Annotated in this window: 16 protein-coding genes and 1 rRNA gene; 3 read left to right on the top strand and 14 right to left on the bottom strand. The window is 37.5% G+C overall.

Annotated features, from left to right (window positions below):
- Positions 1-112 (bottom strand): 16S ribosomal RNA (locus H6G83_RS18195); the annotation flags it as partial.
- A gap of 1,164 nt (positions 113-1,276) precedes the next feature.
- Here H6G83_RS18195 and H6G83_RS18185 point away from each other — a divergent pair.
- Both H6G83_RS18185 and H6G83_RS18180 read left to right on the top strand, forming a co-directional pair.
- Positions 1,277-3,730 carry a hypothetical protein gene (locus H6G83_RS18185; RefSeq protein WP_190474833.1) on the top strand — a complete coding sequence of 818 codons (2,454 nt, stop codon included), beginning with the start codon at positions 1,277-1,279 and terminating at the stop codon, positions 3,728-3,730.
- Between the two features lie 616 nt (positions 3,731-4,346).
- Positions 4,347-6,449 carry an FAD-dependent oxidoreductase gene (locus H6G83_RS18180; protein ID WP_190474832.1) on the top strand — a complete coding sequence of 701 codons (2,103 nt, stop codon included), beginning with the start codon at positions 4,347-4,349 and terminating at the stop codon, positions 6,447-6,449.
- A gap of 74 nt (positions 6,450-6,523) precedes the next feature.
- On the opposite strand, the gene H6G83_RS18175 is transcribed toward H6G83_RS18180, so the two are convergent.
- From H6G83_RS18175 to H6G83_RS18115, 13 genes are all read right to left on the bottom strand, one after another.
- Entirely contained in the window at positions 6,524-8,203 is a 1,680-nt protein-coding gene (locus H6G83_RS18175; protein ID WP_190474830.1) for a GUN4 domain-containing protein, read from the bottom strand.
- A gap of 113 nt (positions 8,204-8,316) precedes the next feature.
- A complete protein-coding gene (locus H6G83_RS18170) occupies positions 8,317-8,850 on the bottom strand; it encodes a GNAT family N-acetyltransferase (RefSeq protein ID WP_190474829.1) in 534 nt (177 codons plus the stop codon).
- Between the two features lie 60 nt (positions 8,851-8,910).
- Complete coding sequence (locus tag H6G83_RS18165; RefSeq protein WP_190474827.1) at positions 8,911-9,069, bottom strand: hypothetical protein; 159 nt, start codon at positions 9,067-9,069, stop codon at positions 8,911-8,913.
- A complete protein-coding gene (locus H6G83_RS18160; protein WP_190474825.1) occupies positions 9,054-11,072 on the bottom strand; it encodes an ABC transporter ATP-binding protein/permease in 2,019 nt (672 codons plus the stop codon). The genes H6G83_RS18165 and H6G83_RS18160 overlap by 16 nt, the downstream gene beginning before the upstream one ends.
- A 196-nt stretch (positions 11,073-11,268) precedes the next feature.
- Positions 11,269-11,673, bottom strand: coding sequence for a hypothetical protein (locus H6G83_RS18155; protein WP_190474823.1), 405 nt, complete (start codon positions 11,671-11,673; stop codon positions 11,269-11,271).
- A 152-nt stretch (positions 11,674-11,825) separates the two neighbouring features.
- On the bottom strand, positions 11,826-13,871 hold the full coding sequence (locus H6G83_RS18150; protein WP_190474821.1) for a patatin-like phospholipase family protein: 2,046 nt from the start codon (positions 13,869-13,871) through the stop codon (positions 11,826-11,828).
- 218 nt (positions 13,872-14,089) lie between these two features.
- Positions 14,090-15,067: an MvdD family ATP-grasp ribosomal peptide maturase gene (locus tag H6G83_RS18145; protein WP_190474819.1), complete on the bottom strand. Its 978-nt coding sequence runs from the start codon at positions 15,065-15,067 to the stop codon at positions 14,090-14,092.
- A gap of 51 nt (positions 15,068-15,118) precedes the next feature.
- Positions 15,119-16,102, bottom strand: coding sequence for an MvdC family ATP-grasp ribosomal peptide maturase (locus tag H6G83_RS18140; protein WP_190474818.1), 984 nt, complete (start codon positions 16,100-16,102; stop codon positions 15,119-15,121).
- A gap of 180 nt (positions 16,103-16,282) precedes the next feature.
- Complete coding sequence (locus H6G83_RS18135; RefSeq protein ID WP_190474816.1) at positions 16,283-16,426, bottom strand: microviridin/marinostatin family tricyclic proteinase inhibitor; 144 nt, start codon at positions 16,424-16,426, stop codon at positions 16,283-16,285.
- 89 nt (positions 16,427-16,515) lie between these two features.
- The gene (locus H6G83_RS18130) at positions 16,516-16,659 is read right to left on the bottom strand and encodes a microviridin/marinostatin family tricyclic proteinase inhibitor (protein WP_190474815.1); all 144 of its coding nucleotides are present in this window, start codon (positions 16,657-16,659) and stop codon (positions 16,516-16,518) included.
- 89 nt (positions 16,660-16,748) lie between these two features.
- Positions 16,749-16,895, bottom strand: a complete 147-nt coding sequence (locus tag H6G83_RS18125; protein WP_190474813.1) for a microviridin/marinostatin family tricyclic proteinase inhibitor — start codon at positions 16,893-16,895, stop codon at positions 16,749-16,751.
- A 96-nt stretch (positions 16,896-16,991) separates the two neighbouring features.
- Positions 16,992-17,141 (bottom strand): microviridin/marinostatin family tricyclic proteinase inhibitor, encoded by a 150-nt coding sequence (locus H6G83_RS18120; RefSeq protein WP_190474812.1) that lies wholly within the window; start codon positions 17,139-17,141, stop codon positions 16,992-16,994.
- 571 nt (positions 17,142-17,712) lie between these two features.
- Positions 17,713-18,852, bottom strand: coding sequence for an alpha/beta hydrolase (locus H6G83_RS18115; protein ID WP_313936401.1), 1,140 nt, complete (start codon positions 18,850-18,852; stop codon positions 17,713-17,715).
- Positions 18,853-19,183: 331 nt separating this feature from the next.
- Here H6G83_RS18115 and H6G83_RS18110 point away from each other — a divergent pair, with 331 nt between their 5' ends.
- Complete coding sequence (locus H6G83_RS18110; protein WP_190474808.1) at positions 19,184-19,747, top strand: Uma2 family endonuclease; 564 nt, start codon at positions 19,184-19,186, stop codon at positions 19,745-19,747.
- Positions 19,748-19,807 lie beyond the last annotated feature (60 nt).

Below are 19,807 nucleotides of genomic sequence, written 5' to 3'. Positions count from 1 at the left end.
TTCTCACGCGTTACTCACCCGTCCGCCACTAAATCCGAAGATTCCGTTCGACTTGCATGTGTTAAGCATACCGCCAGCGTTCATCCTGAGCCAGGATCAAACTCTCCGTTTTGTTGTGTTTGAGTTTGTTACCTGAAAAAACTTGTTTTCCAGATTCCTTGCTATAATTTTTGAAGTTTTAGGGATATCCCAAAACCAATTTGTTTGACGAGGATTGGTTTTTTGTTTAAGCTTTCAAAGTATTCTTTTTTCTCGGTTCGGTTGTCTTGGCTGTCTCGCCTTGACACTTATCTAGAATAGCGAGTTTTTTAAAGAGTGTCAAGTCAAAAGAAGACTTTTTTCTTTTGCTCCGCCAAAGAGATGAAAAACAGCTTACAACATAGACTCAGTAGACCGAAAATTTTTGTGATTGCTTGAGTAAAGAATACCAATTTCAGTGCAATCTTGCTAAATTGTGCTTTAGAATACTAATAATCAGCAGATGACATCTTGCAACTTCTCAATAAGCTAGTGTCGATGCACTGCCCACCCTACGAAATCATAAGGATTTTGGGCTGCAATTTTCGCAATAACAGAGTGATGCAAGATATAAGGTAGGCAGAAAAGTTTTGCGATCGCTAAAAAATATTTGTGTGAGATAGCGTTTTTTGGAGGAAAGGAAAAAAGCTGATCGTCTGGGAAAGAATGACAAGATTGGCTTATTGATGAATTACAAAAATCAGCCAAAATCAGGCACAATCCAAGACAAAAGTCCATTACTCACTGTATGACAAAGTTCTCCATCAAAACCACCATCGACTGGACTGAGATGGCGCTCCTTTTCGATTCAAGTCCAGTCTTGCAGACTATCATGAATTTTCAATGTCCCTTCTTTGCGGCAATTGCGAAAATAGGTGTATAATATCTGCCACACTGGAAAATAGCCAAGTAACGTTCGCCATCGAACTCCCTCAACTGGAATATAAAAGATGGTATGGAGAATTTCCTACATATCGACTTCACGAAGACGACCCCCTTTTTAGGTTCTGGAATCAAGTCACCAAGAAATTCATATTGATCGCGGGTCAGGTTACTGGGATAAGCTTTACTCATATGGCTCTCTTGATGCTGTGTTTTTTGCTATTCGCAGCTCACACTGAGATAGTTTTTTACAAACTACCCGACTTTTCCCACATCCTCCCAGGCTTTCTTCACAAAAACCATAATGCGGTGGGCAATACCCAATCTACAGATTATTTTTCAGTTATTATAATCTTTTAAAATTATTTTTTAATTTATGAAAAGCAGCCTTGCCTTAACAGGAATTAACTTACCTAATGATATCAAATTAAAACTTGAATCCTTAGATTATATAAATATTACACTATCCAATTCAGAAACTTATTTAGACTTTAACCATGATTTGCAGATAAATCTAGAACAAATTTTTGACATCCATAGTACAGTTCCCTACATGGATGTGGCGCTTGATAGAATTATTATTGAAATATTCGGTAGTCATGAAATTAAAATTTCATCTGCTAAATATAGAATTTATAAAAATTCTCAAGAAATAGAGATTAGTTTTAAAGGATTACTAAATAAACAAAACATTGAATTAAATTTTGGTAAGCAAACTACATTAAAATATAAGTTGCCTAAAAATTTCAGTTTGAGCTACTTAAAAAATACAGTTCCCATCATCAACGATATTAAATTAAGCAACCCAGAGTTAATTTTAACTAACCTTGGCTATTCTTTTACACATTTCCAATTAGGCTGTATTAACTTAATCAGAGGATTAAATTTTATCGGGGATATTGATTTCAAAAATATCCAGACAAATTTCAGCAGTTTTATTCATCAAAGCTTGGGTATTAATCACTTAGGGGCTGTAATTAGCTTTAATCCTGTGGGACAGGTTAGCTTAACAGGTAATATTGCTGGCAATATTCAGCTATTTTCCCAGCAACAATTTAAGGCTATATTTAATAATCTGCTCATATGTTTAAATATTGGTTCTGATTTAGAACCAACCTTCGGATTAACTGGAAATTTAATTCTTCAAGGCTACGATCCCACCCAAGAGAACGAACCTAAACTATTTCTCTGTGGAAATCTCTCTCTGGAACCCGAATCTTTAACAGCATTCTTCAGTCAACAAAGTGAAAAATCCTGGTGTAATCCTTATGGGTTAGTAGGAACTGAATTTCGTAACGTCAGGTTTCAAGGAGGCGGAACATATTTACCTCCCTACTTTGATAACTTTGGCTTCATTGGTGATTTGAAATGGGAAAAATCCGACTTTGAGGTAGCATTTCTCATGGATACTAATGATCCTGAAAGATTAGCTTTAGTTCTCAATCCCAGACAAGCGGTTTGCTTAACAGATTTATGGCGGGGACCTGTCACTTCCTTTCTAGCCAATCAAGTAGGCTATTCAGTTGATTTAGTTAACAAAGCACTAGGGTTGTTAGAAAACTTGGTGAACTTAAATATTGAACCAATTGACGGTGATGGAGATGGACAACTCAATTCCTTAATTAAATATGTTCCTTTCCCGACAACAATTGCAGGACAAGCAATAGCAGAAGGGTTAGAAATTAATGGTAGAATCAATGCTTGGGGGCATCAAGCAACTTTAATTCTGCAAAGTGACAAAACTTTTAATAATGTTGGAGGTTCCTTAAAAGTTGCGGAAATCGATTTAGGATTTATAAAAATTAAAGGCAGCGATGACGATAGTTTAGATTTATCTCTAAAAGTTACGCCAAGTGAGCAGTATCTCCAAGGGGATGGTTATGTAGAGATTCTGGGTAACGAAATCGCCAATGTTGAATTTAAAATTACCCCTACCAACGCTACCTTTAAAAATTTTGACCTGAGTTTAGCCAAGCTGTTAAGTATTGATGTTGATGCTTTAAATATCGATATCAAATCCCGTAGCGGTAGTGGTTCAGGAACGATTTCAGTTTTGGGTAATCATCTAGCAGGTATTACTTTTGACATTACTCCTAATAGTGTCAACCTGAAGAATGTTAAGTTGAGTTTATTAGGTTTCTTAACTTTCACTATTCCCAGCCTCACAGTTAACTTGGAAAATAAAAGTGCATCAGGAACAGCACATATTATTGCTTTTAATCAATCTTTGGGTAGCGGCACTTTATCATTTGACAATCAGAAAGTTTCCCTTAATGATGTAGCTATTAATTTAGTCAATATCATCAAGTTGAATGTCCCTAATTTCCAACTTGATTTACCGAAGAGAAAGCTTTTTGGTGTAGGCGATATTACTCTTCTGGGTAAAGAATTCACTACGTTAGGTATTAGCCTTAACGAAAGTGGGTTTCAAGCTGCGAGTAATTTCAATTTTGGGATTTTAGCTTTCAACGGTGCTACAGTCACCCTTGGCAAAGGAACTAATGGTAATATCAATAATTCCGCTAGTATTGCCGGAAATCTCAAGTTTCTAGGTTATACCTTTATCAATATGACTGCTAGCGTTGATAGCAGTAAACTAACTACATCGGGTAGCCTTAATTTTGCTAATGTTCTCTTACTTAAAGGAGTCAATAATCAAAAAAATGCCACAATAACGCTGAAGAAAGGGAAGAATGGAATTTACAATTCAGTGAGTATTGTAGGTAGTTTTTATTTATTAAATCAAGAGTTGACCTCACTTAGTATCAGCCATAATCATGGAACTGTGAAAATTCTAGGGATAAAAGTTCTCAGCAACAATACAAAATGAATAAATCGGTAATATAGGGTTCATACTTGATTTTGAAAGATACGTAGCGCCGTATCATGGTTTTGGTGGGCATTGCATCGGCCTACAGGTAAGTAGAATGACTTCATAAATGTAAGTTCGTAGTGTTCGCGTAGCGTCTCGCAGAGAGGGCTTTAGCCATGAAAAACCTGGCAACAGAGCGATAAATTGCTCACTACAAACAAAACTTTATTTTATAGTTACAGGTAATACAGCTAAAAGTTAGTTGAGCAATTGATTTGAGTATAAAAGTTATTTTTTAAGTATAAATACTGTATTTTATCCGAATTTATATATTTAGAATGTATTTTTGATAGCTGGTAAGGTTTATCCATTTACCTAAATAGTCATAAATATTTCTGGCTTACAACAGGGAACAGGGAACAGGGTTGAAAGTCTGTTGGTACATAATTTTTTGCCAGGAAGTTGTACCTCATTCACCTGAAATCTGCTGTATATCTAAACTTCTTGTTTATTTTTCTAAAAGTTATAGATGAGATTATTTATTAATTAAGCCGATTAAAACTATTTGGTTGGAATTGCCTAGCTATGCTATCAAATAAAATCTTGCTTAGACTTAATTTCAACAAATTATAGTATGTCAAAGTCTCTTTTTTCCAAACTTCACCGTAGCTTTGGTACTCAGTTATCTGGAAGCGAAAAATACGAGAAAATTCAATCAGGTCTGGCTGAAATCGAAGAAAAAATAGTTATCCTCAGCCATGAGCTAGAAGAACGCCTCAAAAATGTCAAAGTCATTGTAGTTGGTGCGGGGTTTGCTGGGCTTGCGGCAGCCTATGAATTAGCAAATAAAGGCGTTCAAGTTACTGTTTTGGAAGCTAGAGAGCGTATTGGCGGAAGAGTTCATAGTAGAGAAGACATTGCTGAGGGAAGGATTATTGAAGCAGGTGCAGAATTAATTGGCGCAAACCATCATCAATGGATTCATTATGCAAAAAAATTTGGTTTGGGTCTGAATGCTATTTCTTCGGACGATAATTTCTTAGCAGCAGGATTAGAACAAACTCTTTACATTAAAGGTTCTAAAATTCCTCCCAAAGTTCAACAAGAAATCTTCGAGAAAATCAGCGAAATTAATAAAAAAATAAATGAAGATGCAAAGCAAGTAGATGCCTACGAGCCTTGGACACATCCTCAAGCAAAGGAGTGGGACAGTATTTCTGTTGCTGACAAGTTAGATGAATGGTGTGCAGGTGATTTATTATTACGAAATTCTCTAGAAGTGCATTTTAGTAATGACCAGACAGTACCAACTACACAGCAGAGTTATCTTGGTCTACTAGCAGCAGTTAAAGGTGGCGGAGTTCAAGACTACTGGGAATTGTCAGAAACATTTCGCTGTGATAGTGGAAATCAAGCCTTAGCACGTAAGTTCGTTGCTGAAATCAAAGAGATTGTTAAAGAAATTCATGGTCAAGAAGATTGGTCTGTTAACACAAATGAACCAGTAACTGAGATTAAAATTTCCCAAAATTCAGTAGATGTCACTGTTGGCAGTATAAATAAACAATACAAGGCAGACTACGTTATTTTGGCTATTCCTCCCACTACATGGAAACATATTTCTATTAGCCCTGAACTACCTGCAAACTCTCAGATGTCTATGGGACAAGCCATTAAATATCTCGCTGCTGTCAATGAGAGGTTTTGGATTAAGAAAGGTTTAGCACCTAGTTCTGTTTCAGATGGGCTAGGCATAATTTGGGAATCCACTGATAATCAAATGGCAACTAAGGAACATGATTTCGGGTTGAATCTTTTTGCAGGTGGCTATTCAGCTAGCAATGCTATGACAGCAGATGATCCTGTGAAATATTTCCAAGAAGCGTTTGAGCAAGTTTATCAAGGCTATGAAAGTAACAGTAACAAACAAGAATTTATCAACTGGCCTGAAGAAGAATGGACAAGAGGAGGGTATTCTTGTCCTAGACCAAAAGAAGTTTGTACGATCGCACGTTTTTTAACTCAAGCATACTATGATCGTCTTTTCTTTGCTGGAGAACATACTTGTTTAGCTTTCTTTGGCTATATGGAGGGAGCTTTGCGTTCTGGTGTGCTATGTTCCAACAAAATTATAGAAGCGACAAAATGCCGCCGCTCAGAATTAGTTGGTAGCACAACAGGAATATATCGAGGCTATGCGCCAGAGACGTTTGATGGATTTTCGGATGCTCTAGACAAGCATAACCTGTCACAGCAACAAACCAGTGGCTTTGATGCTTTCTCAGATATTCTCAATGGTATGAATACCCTGACAAAAATCATTGTTCGCCACGGTGATATTCTTGATGGACTACAGGTATTTTACGCAACAACTGATAAAAATAAAACTACTCTCAATCAGTGGTCTAGAGAATACGGTAGTAAGAAACCTAATCAAGGAGATGTTTTTACAATTCCAGAAGGCGATTATCTTGAAGAAGTCTCTGGTTATTATGGCACTTGGTTTAACGCACCTCACATTCTCCAACTAACTTTAACAACGAAAAATGGCAAATCTCAAACTTTTGGTACTATGGCTCATAGTTCAGAAGACCGAGAATTCTTTCAGTTTAAGGGAAATGATGGCGAAGAAATAATTGGTTTTTTTGGAGCGGAGGTTCCTTCCGATTACAATGTAAACCGTTCTCAAGATTTGCTAATGTCAGCTATTGGGGTAATTTTTAGAACTATTAATTAATATCAATAAGCGGGTGGCGATGCACTCCCCACCCTACATAATAATTAGTTTTACAACCTGTTATTTTGTCATCATCAGGAAGTTTCATTACAAACTTTTGCACGAGAAAAAAATAAGTGCATCTGCCATACTAGCCACGAGCCAACTCGCCAAGCTCCCATTGATAGAGGTTCCACAGATGAATTTGTTGATGTATCACAAATGTCTTGCTCATAGTGTAGCCATGTGACTGGTAGGTGTCCCATCGGTGTTGTTGGCGATAATTTGAAGGTTAGTTGGTTGTAATTTAGCCAGTTTCCTTCCTTGCGCCAACCCAGGCGATCGCCTAATTTTTTCCCCGATTCATAATCTACTTGTCCACCTATTTCATTCCAAATACTTTGCTGAACACTAAAGCCGAAGTAACCATGACTGTATTGTTGCCAAAGCTGATCTATTGTATGGAAAGCTTGACAAGAAAAATTTAGAATATCCTCTTTATAAACTTCATTCCAATAACTCTTACCCATGACTTGTAACATTAATTTAGCAGTTTCGACATCAGCCTCTAGCCACTTGTAATTTGCCAGCAGATGTTGCAATGTTGTATAGTCAATTTTTGTATTACTTATAAATTCTTGGGTAAACTCAATATGATTATTAAGTGTCTCTGGTAGTTCTGTTTTTTCAAAAGTAGGTTGAGAAGGAAGAGGAGCAACATCTATGTCTACTATCCCTAGCATTTGCTTTTGAGCAATTAGTTGAGTAGACATATAATTAGAGATTAAGTAAATCGCTTGATTTACATTTATCTCTTCTTTACTTAAGTCAAAATTATAAACTTCATCATTTAAAAACTGTGTTTGTAAAAAAGCATCTTGCAACCTGTCTTTTTTCTCATAACTTGCTACCAGCAAACTGAGGATATTATGAGAAACTGTATTAGTATCCTGAATTGTTAGTAAATTTGCTTGAGAATTTAAAGTACTACTTGTTAAGTTATGGATTTCTCCTACAGTGGCGTAAAAATTTGCATCTACTTTCACCACTTCATCTATTAAAGATTGAAACGGACTAAAGTAATCTTGTAGAGAGTTTTCTAAATTTATTGCTGTTTCAGCTATTTTGGCTATTTCTTGACGAATTTTTGTAGCTTTGATTTGATATTCATAAATTTCTTGATACAGTTCTATATCTTTAACTATTTGTTGAATAGCTTGTTGCTGTTTTTTAGTATCTTCTGTTAACTCTTTGATTCCCTCACTGAGTAATTTTACTTTTTCTAAAATTAAAAGGTTAGTATTACTTAACAGTAAGGTTGACTTTAAGTTTTCTTCTTTTTCCCTCTTCAGTTTTTCTACGATTTGAGGGTTATCACTATTTTTTATCTCTAGTTTATTTCTTTCTTCGTTAATCTTTCTGATTTCAATATATTTTTGACTAAACAGTTCTTTCCAGTCATCTATAAATTTTAATAAAAAATCTTGATAACTATCTTTATAATCTTCTAAAAAATCAAGTAGTATGCTATAGTCTTTAATTAATAACTTGACCTCTGCTAAAACTTCGCTTTGATTAATTTCTTGTTTGCGTTTAACTACTCCCCAGAAATAAGTATGATATTTAGTACCATCTTTAATTAAGTTTTGGCACTTCTTAATTTTTTTCTGAACTCTTTTTAAATTAGAGTTTTTAAGAATGGGATATTTATATTTCTTTTCATAAATCGTAATTGATTCATAAGTAATGAGTTGTTTTTGCTTTTTAGCTAGCATCACTGATTCTTAAAAATAGAAGTGTCTCCTAAATCCTGAGCAAAATTTTTGACTATTAAATACCCTCAATTTATTGATGGGTACAGCCTACAACTTTGTTAAAGCATATCAAATTACTTGACGCTAGCTGTTTTGCCTAATTTCCATACCAATATTTTCTCTCGTGTTTCTACAAGCTGCATTCCGGTTTTTTCTAGCACTCGCTTTGAAGCTATATTATTGCGATCGCATCCAGCAGTCACACTTTGCACCGTAGGTTGAGATAACGCCCAATCTATCACAGCTTTCGTAGCTTCAGACGCATACCCCTGTCGTCGATATGATGGAGCTACATGATAACCAATTTCTAAGGAACCGGAAGGAGAACCTGTGTCATCTGGAATAATTTTCACCGTAACGTGACCGATAAGTGTGTTTTCTGCTTGATGTATAATTAAACTTCCCCATCCCCATTCACCTTGCAACGGATATTGACGTAAGATATCTACAAGGATTGGCAAATCTGCAAAAAACTCTTCATCTTGCCAGTTGGGTAAAACTTGTACACCCAAAAGTGATCCTAATTCAGCATTTCCTTTGATGGCTGCTTTTACTAATTCTAGTTTAAAAGGTACTAGCTCTAGTCGTGGCGTAAAAAGTTTTTCCATACTATAAGTATCCTCTTTAATTAACACTGACTTAAGTTATTAAACTTTTTAAATTAGTTATCAGTCTTGACGGCGGATGGTGGGGGATTTAGACCCGCCAGCAACGCTTTTCATCAATTGGTGTGGTGTTTCACCAACGTATTTAACTGATAACTGATAACTGTTCACTGTTAAATTTTTTCGCATGATGACAAACATTGTGCCTATTGTCTGACCCATTTTGACACTTGCGGGTCTTTGTCATAGTGGTAAGTCACATTATCCTTTGTGATAATTGGTTGTCCGCGACTTGCCTTAGTTCTAATAGTGTTAAGAGAATAGTTGCTTAATGTTTGCATTTCTTGATGAGAAAAACCTACAATTGTGTCTGTTGCATCGGAGGTTTTTGGCTCTGTATTCAGGTCATTTTCAATTAAAACATCTATGGTCACTTCTTCCTTAACTGGTGTAACAGCAATTCCTTTTTGCCTGCGATAATCTTGTATAGAAACAAGTTGCCAAGTAGACTCTTGTGAAAGCTCTAAGACCCATTGATGATAATTAAATAAGCTTTCCCTATGTCCAACACTGATAAAAGTTGTTTTCGTTTCCTGTAACTGTTGATATAAATTACCTTCGTTATTTAAATCTAAAGCACTGGTTGCTTCATCTAAAATGGTGAAACTAGGATGTGTAATTAATAGTCGCGCAAAAGCTAGCCGTTGTTGTTCTCCCAACGACAAGATATTTTCCCAAGGAAGTTCTGTGTCAAAGCCATTTACACGGGTAAGTAAGTGTTCCAATTTGACTTGTTGCAAAACTGCTTTGAGTTCGCGATCGCTCACTTTCCGATTTGTGTGTGGATAAAGCAACTGTTCCCGGAGAGTCCCCAAAATAATGTAAGGACGTTGCGGTAAAAATAATACTTTTTCTAGGGGAGGACGTACCAAGCGACCAGTTCCTGCATTCCATAAACCTGCGATCGCTCTCAACAAGGAACTTTTCCCCCTACCACTAGGCCCCACAATTAACAACCCTTCACCTGGCTGAACAGAAAGTGATAAATCTTCAACAATCACTTGCTCATAATTTGGCGTTTGTAATGTAAAGTCATCAAAAGCTAAACGTTCTTCTTCTATAACTTGAATAGTTTTTGCCTTCTCTGGTTTTTTACTAACAGCTTCTAAAGCATCAGAAAACTCAGCTAAACGCTTTACATAACTAGAAAATCGCCCGGAAACATTAAATTCAGATATTAACTCTCCCAGAGCATTAGAAAACATAAAGCAAGCAAAACTAACTTGGTTAATTTCGCCATAATCAATTTGATCTTGAATAAATAAAGGTGTGAGGACAAACATTGAAAATACGCCGATCGCCGATTGATATGCTCTACCAAAAGCATCTTGTCCCCTCTCTAAATTCATCCTCCGTTCAGCCGTTGCTAGAACATTATTGAATCGGCGCTGAATTATATTTAATTCTTCTTTTTCTCCCTGAAAAAAAGCAATTGATTCCGCATGATTGCGAACATGAGTTAGGCAATAGGAAAAGTCTGCTTTAAACGTAAGTTCTTCTTGAGTTACCTTATTTATTGTTTGATTTAAATAAACCGCTACTAAATTACCAATAATTGTATAAATAATTAGATAAAATGTGACATCTCTAGAAACCGTCCAGAGAATTAACAAAGCACTTCCCATTTCTAGAACTTTTTCTAGTAAAGTGGTTGAAAACCTCAAAGCATTACTAGTAATAGGTTCAATTTCTTGTGATAGACGTTGATCAGGATTATCAATATTAGATTTAAAATTAATTTTATAGTAAGCTTGATTTTTAAAATATTTATCTAAAATATAATTATTTAACCATTTGTACCAGTCAAGAGTAACTTTTTTCCTGACATACCTTAAAGAAGTTACCAACAAAACTACCCCTACAAGGATTAAGCAAGAGGGTAACAGAGTAGTATTATATTTAGTCAGGTCTCTCTCTTCAATAATAATATCGAGTACATAGCGGTTCCAATAACTATTGGCAGCGCTTGCCGCTACAATTGCCAATATTAGTAATAATAGAAAAATGAGCATTGCCCATGAACGAATCACATCGATAAATGCTCTTCCTTCTGCTTTTGTTGGATACCAATAAGGTTGAGCAACTATTTTCACATCCTCCCAAAATTGAGTTAATGCTGAAAAAGGATTTGTTATCGTTTGCTCACGCACGGATGAAGTTTGCATATTCTAAAAATGTGGTCGTTCTTTAACAGTTATTTATTAATTATCAGTTATACTGACTTTTTACTTATTTATAAAACCTCTCTTGATGAGAGAGAGGCTTTCATGTTTCCCCCTTCCCTAGAGGGAAAGGGGTTAGGTTTAGTTATCAGCTACATAAGTTTAATAACTCATAACTGATTTTGGAACATAGAATCTACTAAGTCAATGATTCCTCATCAACAATTTCGATTGTTTTTGGAGGTTCATCTTGTGAATGTTCACTAACACCGACTGGACTAATATGGTCTTTCAGCTTGACTTTTAAGTCATCTGTAATAGGTAATTCGTCAATTTCTTTGAGCAGAAATCTCACCGAGTCGGTTTTGCTACGTTCTGTATAAACTAGCTTGAGAATAGCTTCAATTCCAAATGAAGCTATATATTCCCCTAGAACGCCTACCAAACCAAGCAGTCCTAAACCTCCTAACAAACCCAACGGCCCTCCCAAAGATGACAGCATAGCGACAACAGCAGCTACACTACCCCCTGATGAAGCCGTTGCAATCACAAAGAGTATACCAGGAAGTCCTAAACCAGCAATTTTTTTGACGAGTTCATCCATTGTATTTACCTACAATATAAGGTGAAAACATGACTAAGAAAGTGATTGTTAATTTCTTCAAAAAAGAAATTAATCATCTTACATTTTGCACCTAGCATTAGCGCTCATAAAATGTAACCTAATTGCTTGGTGCAAGATATAAAAAATCTGATTTAGCCTAACAAAAGACTACAAAGTTCATCGATTTGTTGACTTTTTTCAGATATGAGTCGATGGGCTATTGTTTGTAATTGACGAGTGTTTGGTAGTTTGATATTGTCTATTTCTTCTACTTCCCCATCTAACAAAGCCTGAAAGCGATAATAAAAGCTTTTTGCTGCTTTATCACTAGGTTCAAACAACCGTTCTAATTCTTCCGATACTACTTCACTACCACCATCAAATACAATATTTAAAAGTGGTCTTCCCCATTGCAAAAGTCCCCAATTTTTAACCTCATTATAAGGGTAAACACTCGTCAACGAACCTGTACCTAAAGACACCAATAAAATATCTTCCGTATTGAGGACTTGGTTATCTTGGCGTTTACTAGTAATTTGAGCTTCTAAAATAGCTAAATGGGCCGGGTTATTAGCAAAGACTCCACCATCGATTAAAGTATAAAAGCCGTTGGTATTGTGAGTGCTAGCAATGCGATGAGGAGCAAAATAAGTTGGAGTGGCACTAGTGGCTAATGCTGCATCTAGGAGCGAAAAACCTCCGCATAACTTGCGAAAGTTTTTCGAGTCTATTTGTTGTTTTTCTAATTTGTTAGTAAAAAATATCGGGACTCGTTGCTCAATATCATAACTAGTAACAAAAACTTCTTTGAGACTATTTTGTAGAAGTGCGTCGCCAAAATAGTGCTTTAAAATTTCTGTTTTGCTTTTAGAAGGATATTTTGGTTGAAGAAATATATCTTCTAACGGGCCAAGTATTCTTTCAAATAATGGCTCATAAAATATTTCTACCCCATACTCAAGAAATAGTTGTATGAGATCCTCAGCACTGTATTCAGCCTCTGGCGGGTTATCAGATATCTCAGTAGTTAATCGAGGTTTAGTTAGTCCAAGCGCCAAAATTCCGCCGCTTGAAGTGCCAGCAATTAAATCAAATAAACTAAATATAGGCTTTTGTGTCCGCCTTTCAATTTCTCCAAGCAGGAATGCAGGAATAATGCCCCGAATACCGCCTCCATCAATGGCAAGTATTTTATATTTGGGCTGGGCTTCTGTATTCATGGTTTTTGGGGATTCCTCCTGAGTTAATGTTTGGGCTGGTTGGATATTTTCATTAACTTCAATTGTCTCTATTTTAGATTCTTCTTCATTTGGCTGGAGATTAAACAGAGTTAGGTCAATCTCAGATTCTTCGTTGCTGGCTAAGGGTACTGTGGCTGCTAATAAATCTGTAGTTAGTGTGGTAATATTGTCTTCGGTAATATCGGCTATAACTGCTTGTTCAATTTGGATATCTTCTTGAGTTGATGGTTCTGCAAATGGAACTTGAGGTGATAATTGTGTAGCATAGGGAATTTGTGCTAATTCCCAACTAGGATCTCCCCGAAAATTTCCATGATATGACTTGCCAACATGGTTTTTGACAGTGGTTCCTTGCCCGTCATTTAATTTCCAGTAAGCTACTAATCCTTCTTCATCGCCAACTATTAACCCACGGCGATGATTCTGGATTTGTCCCTGAGTACATGGATAATTCCAAACACTAATGTTGGCTATTTGTCCTTTAAAATAGACCTGTTTGTGTAAAGTTGCGCCTAGTGTTATCGAACTTGTGGCTTTGTTTAAAGATGAACCTCTCAGAGAATCGTTGTATTCTTTATCATCAAGATATATTGTTACTTGACCATTGTTAAACACAATAGCAAAAAAATGCCATTGTTCTATGGTTAATTCTCCTTGTCCAAAGGTTTTGATACCTTTGCTAACAGTTTCATCAATGAAAACATCTAGGCTGCCTGTTTCACTGATGCCAAATTCAAAATTATCGCTGTATCGCTCTGAAGAACGGGCAAAAAATACATTGCGGGTTCCGTAACTAGTAGCTTTATTTGTTAGTTCATGGGGATTTATCCAGCCGGAAACGGTAAATGCTGAACTTCCTTGAGCGAAAACGCCACCAAGATCATTTCTGCCAAAATCTACATAATCGTCTACACCATCGAATGTTAAAACTATTTGTGTATCTGCTAGATTTGTCACAACAATTTAAACTCCAAATTTAGATAATTCCTAATTATTAATTTAAAATATTGACTATTAAGTAAATTAATGAGAAAATCCCACTACTAACTTTAAACGCAGTAGGGGATGTAGACGCGGTAGCTGCTACTATCCTCTACAGAAAGCTACTGCAAAACTATCATTTAACTGAATACTTGTATGGTAGAGGACAACAAAAATATACAATGCTTAATACCTTAACTTTTATTGTTGACTAATACTTCGGCGATCGCCTGCGAAATCGGATAGTATGGTGGGTATATCTCCAGCCAGAAAAATTCCCCGACTGGGTTAACTTCAAGGAATACATGACGACCATCGGGAGTGACAATAATATCAATCGCTCCATAGTTTAAACCAAACTCAGCCATGAGTTTGAGCAGCTTTTTCTCAATATCTTCTGGCAAGTTGTAGGGTTGCCAATTCTTAGATAAAGCTCTTCCCTCTTTACGCCAGTCATAAGTAGATCCTTCTAAGCTTTGAGAATCAACTGCGGCGGTAAATACGCGGTGTCCGACAATAGTTGTGCGTAACTCCAGCGCCTTCGGCACGTTTTCTTGGAATGTCATCGGACAAAAGCGCAGTCCTTCCATATTCTCCAGATCCTCATCTTTAACTGGAGTGGTAAACACTACGTTTTCTCGTCCCTGATCATCATAAATTGCAAAGGAAGAAAGCATTTTGGTGATGATCCCTTGCGGACATTCTTGTGCAAACTTCTTCACTGCTTCTGGATTATTTGAAGTTAATGTCCGGGGAGTTAAAAGCCCTACTTCTCTGGCAATTTGCAACTGTAATTGCTTATTATTCGCCCTATCCACATTGGACATTCTATCAAAGTGGAACCCTGGAAGACTGGCAATCATTCCCCTAACAGTGGCGCGACATTCCTGAATAGACGCATCTCTGTATTGCTTGTCCATTGAGTTGGGAATTTTGTGTCCGTAGCGCATCCGCCGATACCAAACTGAGGACACTTCACGCAAATCTAGTTGCTGTTCGCCATCAGTAATAATTACCTTCTCGGTATCACCGGAGTAAATATCTAGTTTGACTTCGGTGGGATATCTATCTGTGTCAAACCGGAATGCTTTTTCACCTCTGGCTTCAATTTCTTTGATGACTAAAGGAATGCTTTCGTTGTCTTGGCTAAATGTAACTATTAATACTGTCATAATTTTAACTTGATTTTTTTAATTTAAGGACTAAAGTCCTGACTACGAGCTTTATTCAGCAAGCAGAGTATCGGCGATCGCATTCGCAATAGGCAAGTCTAAATCTTTTTCCAGCATTCCCCATTCGCCTACGGGGTTGATCTCCAAAAAGACATATTCTCCTGATGGGGTGAGGATGAAATCTAATGAGCCAAAGGAAAGCCCAAATTTAGCCATGAAAGCTTGCAAACGACGAATTACTTCATCTGGAAGCTGATGGTGTTGCCATGCGCCCACATCAACGCCTGGTTTACGCCAGTCAACTTTGGCGGCTGCATACACATCTGCATTTAGCGCCCCTACAAATACATTGCCATTCACATACACCACCCGCAATTCTTGTTGCTTAGGAATTAGCTCTTGAAATACCATCGGGCAGTAGCGCAGTGACTCGGCATCTTGTAAGTCTTCTTCTTTAACGGTGCTGGTATAAACAAAGAATGAAGAATTAGCCTGCATACTACGGGAAATAGCAGTTAACAGCTTGCTTACCATTTTGCCATTGACTTGGACAAAAAACTCTCTAGCTGCTTCGGCTTTGTTGGTGACAAGAGTTTGAGGAATAGCAAAACCTACTTCAGATGCTATCCGCAGTTGACGCAGTTTGTTACTTGCGTAATCTATCCGCTCTAAATTATCTACCCAACGAGCGTCTTTGAGACTATCCCAAAAACCATCTAAAGTTGCCCTTGATTCTTTGATACAAGCTTCTCGGAACTTTGGCGCTAACTCTTCACCTAGTTGTGGTTCCCAAATGCGGCGCATCCATACAGCCTGCACCTGCTCTGTGCTGATAGATTGATTATTATATTCTATAGTGTGGTAGCTTTTATTCTTGTCAAAATGTGCTGTTAATTGTACTTCTAATGGAAACTTATCAGTATCTAGACGAAATGGTTGCGCCCCTTTTTTTAATAAGGCTTCAGCCACTCTATCTATTGTGAAGAAATCACCACTATGGCTGATTAATAAAACAACATCACGAGACAGATGCATAAAATATATAAACGTTAAGGTATGTCAACATCTTTCTAGATCCCCGATTTCTGAAAGAAGTCGGGGATCTAAAGGTGATCGCTGTTATTGATGAGGTAATATATAGGCGATCGCCTTTCTAAAAGTAGCGTTTAGTTATTTGATAACCATTGCTTTAGTTTCAGTTGAACCTAACTAGATTTAGTACTCTTCCCAATCGGAAGGATACTTCTTAGTGGCGTTGTATGGAGCGGTATCAGATACTTCAGTAGTTTGCTCTTCCAAGAAACGAGCAAAGAATGGTACAGCTTCCACGTTTGCTGTTTGTACTGTGTTGATAGACATGGTAATCTTCCTTGATATTTGTTGTTAACCGGGAGTAGGAGCTAGTTCATACCTGCTACTCCCTTAGTTTCAGTTGAACCTAACTAGATTTAGTATTCTTCCCAATCGGAAGGATACTTCTTAGTGGAGTTGTATGGAGCAGTATCAGATACTTCAGCTACTTGCTCTTCCAAGAAACGGGCAAAGAATGGTACAGCTTCTACGTTAGCTGTTTGTACTGTGTTGGTATACATGGTAATCTTCCTTGATATTTGTTGTTAACCGGGAGTAGGAGTTAGTTGATCACTGGTACTCCCTTGCTTTCAGTTGAACCTAACTAGATTTAGTATTCTTCCCAATCGGAAGGATACTTGAGAGTCTCACGTGGGAGTGCAGCATGATCAGGCGCTTGGGCTGCTTGCTCTTCCAAGAAACGGGCAAAGAATGGTACAACTTCTACGTTTGCTGGTTTGACTGTGTTGGTAGACATGGTAATCTTCCTTGATATTGATTGTTAACCGGGAGTAGGAGTTAGTTCATAACTACTACTTCCTTACTTTTTTACTTTTAGATGAAGAAGACTAAATTACTGGTCTTCCAAATCTGAAGGATACTTGAAAGTCCAAGGGAAAGAAGGAGTTTCTGTTCCTTCTCCTTCTGTAGTTTGTCCTTCCAAGAAACGCGCAAAGAATGGAACCATCCCAACATCCACTGTCTTAGTTTTACTTGTAGACATGATGTTTTTCCTATAGGAAATTGTTTCGGCCACTAAAAGATATACCAGTAATTAAATATGTAGGCAAGGACAGTTAAGACAGTTAAGCATTATTATTTTCAGACAGATAAGACAGTTAAGACAGTTAAGATAAATTATTAATCATTGACCATATAAATTAAAAAATCTTAAACTATGGCATTCATATTTGATTTGTAAAAATTAATCATATCAAATCAAGTTTAATGTAAAATAAATCAGGAATTACGCAACTGGCACTTGCGGTAGGGTGCGTCAGATGTGGAAAATCCTTGAATCTGTACGAAATTATTGGGGCTGACGCACCCTACAGTTAGTTTGATGATGACACTTGCCTAAGTCCTATAAATCAGGAAGCTAAACTAATTTCGTAGTAGCTGAGAAACAATGACTGGCAAAGAATTTATATCTTGCTTCAATAGATTGGGTACTGAAAAAATAATTAATTACGCAAGTAGAGGCTTACAGATGTGTGTCTATCTGACTTTTTACGACCTGTGAAAAAGCTAACGCTAAACCTAAACCCCTGAGTTAATTTTCAATTGATTCCTCGCTACTCTCCCATATCTCTCAATACCCAAGCTAAAAAACGCTCGGTGTGATATAATGCTAGCTGATTGCTGGGGCCGTTAAAGATATAGTCAAAAGCGTGTTCTGCCCAGGGAATTTCTAATAAAATAGCTAGATTGCCAGATGTTTGCAAAGATTCAAATAATTTCCTTGGAAAAGATATGCGGGTGATATGGTCGCGACTACCATGCACCAACAAAGTTGGTGGAAGCGGACGGTTAGCATAGTTAATGGGTGAAGCTTTGGCATATTGTTCTGGAACTTGATCTGGTGTACCACCCAAAAAAGCTTCAAGTACATCCCGTACATTTAAGGGATCTGGTGTGGGTGGTTCTCGGTATCCTTGAGCAAGATTAGATGGCCCATAATAGCTAATGACTGCACGAACAGGTAAAGGACTTTGTTGATAACCAGCTAACATGGCTAACTGTCCACCTGCGGAACGTCCGAGTAAGGCGATACGGTCAATGTCTGCTTCATACTCGGTGGCGTGTTTTTGGATATAAGCTAAGGCGCTACGCACATCCTCAAGTTGTGCGGGAAATTTATAAGCGGGTGCATAACGGTAGGTAATGGCAAAAACAGTATAGCCTCTGGCTGCCATGTAATGACTGAAATTAGCGTTAGTTTCGGGACTCCCACTTTGCCAACCGCCTCCGTGAATGACAACTATTGCGGGGTATTTTCCGGCTTGGGGGGGACGGTAGATGTTGAGACGCAAGGGTACACCATCGGGCGCAGCAAATTCAACGTTGGCTGTGTAGCGTATTTCACCGAGATGGATACCTTTGAACGCATCTATTAAATTGAAAGGAGACAAGCGCCCAAAAGATTCTGGTTTGACAATTGTTTTGGGGTAGTCTTTACCCAATTGTTTCTCCATCGCCAACTGCATCTGCTGTTGGGCTGTAGGTAGTTGGACAAATGGCAGGATACTTAAAATAATTCCCACTACGCTCATACCTAAACCCAAATATTGCAGCCAGCTACTTTGGAGGCTGAATAATAAGACTACAAAAGCAGTGATGTTTAACAAAAGTAGCCAATGGCAGACTTCCGGCGCTCCTACCGCTAGAGGTAGTAAAGCATAAATAGGTGCGGGAGTTACAACCCAGATACTCAAGAATAGACCAATAGTACTTAAGACTATTCTCAGAATGGAGAAGGCTTCTTTCATGGGGAGATGAGGGAGTAACCCACCCCTAGCCCCTCCCAAGAGGGGAACAAAGAGCAGGGGAGCAGGGGAGAAGGGGAGAACAACTGGAGAACCGATAAAGACATTTTCAGAGGGGTATTTAAACCCCGACTGAAACTGATACTACGTATAGACGTAGGGGTTTTAAACCCTTTTATTTACGATAACTAGTGTACTCCACTACCTTGCTACATTTGTGCGATCGCCAATTTCTCTCTGCTCCTCCATAATAAAGATACAAGCAACAATGGAGCTAGCCATGACTGTACAATTGCTAAGAAGAAAATTCACAGTGCAGCAATATCATAAGATGGTTGAGTCGGCTATTCTCACAGAAAATGACCGAGTAGAGTTGATCAGGGGAGAAATTATTGAAATGTCACCCATTGGGACAAAACACGCAGCTTGTGTAAATCGACTGGTTAATTTATTGGTGCAGTTATTAGGGAAACTAGTCATAGTTGCTGCTCAAAATCCAGTGGCTTTGAACGATAATTCAGAACCCCAGCCAGATGTAGCTTTACTCAAACCCCGTGATGATTTTTATGAAAATGCACACCCCCAACCTGAAGATATTATCTTATTAATTGAAGTAGCTGATACAACTGTTATATATGACCGAGAAGAGAAAATTCCTTTATATGCAGAAGCAAATATAACTGAAGTTTGGTTAGTAGATATTAACGCGCAAGTGGTAGAAGTTTACCAACAACCAACAGCCGCAGGATATCAACGGATGCAGAAATTTACTAGCGGTCAAACTTTATCAATCCCCAGTTTCACCGATATTAATATTACCGTGGATGCAATCTTCCTCAGATAAATTAATTATGTATTACACCACAATCCTCTGTTATTCTCCAAGTTATGAGATGCTTTCTAC

Source organism: Anabaena azotica FACHB-119 (assembly GCF_014697625.1).
Taxonomy (GTDB): Bacteria; Cyanobacteriota; Cyanobacteriia; order Cyanobacteriales; family Nostocaceae; genus Trichormus; species Trichormus azoticus_A.
Note: the sequence above shows the minus strand (reverse complement) of the source record. Positions and strands in the feature narration are given on the sequence as shown.

Coding starts and splice junctions, on each gene's coding strand:
- H6G83_RS18130 (WP_190474815.1), bottom strand. CDS start 16,659: ATGTATACCAACACAGTACAAACAGCTAACGTAGAAGCTGTACCATTC.
- H6G83_RS18125 (WP_190474813.1), bottom strand. CDS start 16,895: ATGTCTACCAACACAGTCAAACCAGCAAACGTAGAAGTTGTACCATTC.
- H6G83_RS18165 (WP_190474827.1), bottom strand. CDS start 9,069: ATGGGTCAGACAATAGGCACAATGTTTGTCATCATGCGAAAAAATTTA.
- H6G83_RS18120 (WP_190474812.1), bottom strand. CDS start 17,141: ATGTCTACAAGTAAAACTAAGACAGTGGATGTTGGGATGGTTCCATTC.
- H6G83_RS18185 (WP_190474833.1), top strand. CDS start 1,277: ATGAAAAGCAGCCTTGCCTTAACAGGAATTAACTTACCTAATGATATC.
- H6G83_RS18140 (WP_190474818.1), bottom strand. CDS start 16,102: ATGCATCTGTCTCGTGATGTTGTTTTATTAATCAGCCATAGTGGTGAT.
- H6G83_RS18175 (WP_190474830.1), bottom strand. CDS start 8,203: ATGCTAGCTAAAAAGCAAAAACAACTCATTACTTATGAATCAATTACG.
- H6G83_RS18155 (WP_190474823.1), bottom strand. CDS start 11,673: ATGGATGAACTCGTCAAAAAAATTGCTGGTTTAGGACTTCCTGGTATA.
- H6G83_RS18180 (WP_190474832.1), top strand. CDS start 4,347: ATGTCAAAGTCTCTTTTTTCCAAACTTCACCGTAGCTTTGGTACTCAG.
- H6G83_RS18160 (WP_190474825.1), bottom strand. CDS start 11,072: ATGCAAACTTCATCCGTGCGTGAGCAAACGATAACAAATCCTTTTTCA.
- H6G83_RS18170 (WP_190474829.1), bottom strand. CDS start 8,850: ATGGAAAAACTTTTTACGCCACGACTAGAGCTAGTACCTTTTAAACTA.
- H6G83_RS18145 (WP_190474819.1), bottom strand. CDS start 15,067: ATGACAGTATTAATAGTTACATTTAGCCAAGACAACGAAAGCATTCCT.
- H6G83_RS18110 (WP_190474808.1), top strand. CDS start 19,184: ATGACTGTACAATTGCTAAGAAGAAAATTCACAGTGCAGCAATATCAT.
- H6G83_RS18135 (WP_190474816.1), bottom strand. CDS start 16,426: ATGTCTATCAACACAGTACAAACAGCAAACGTGGAAGCTGTACCATTC.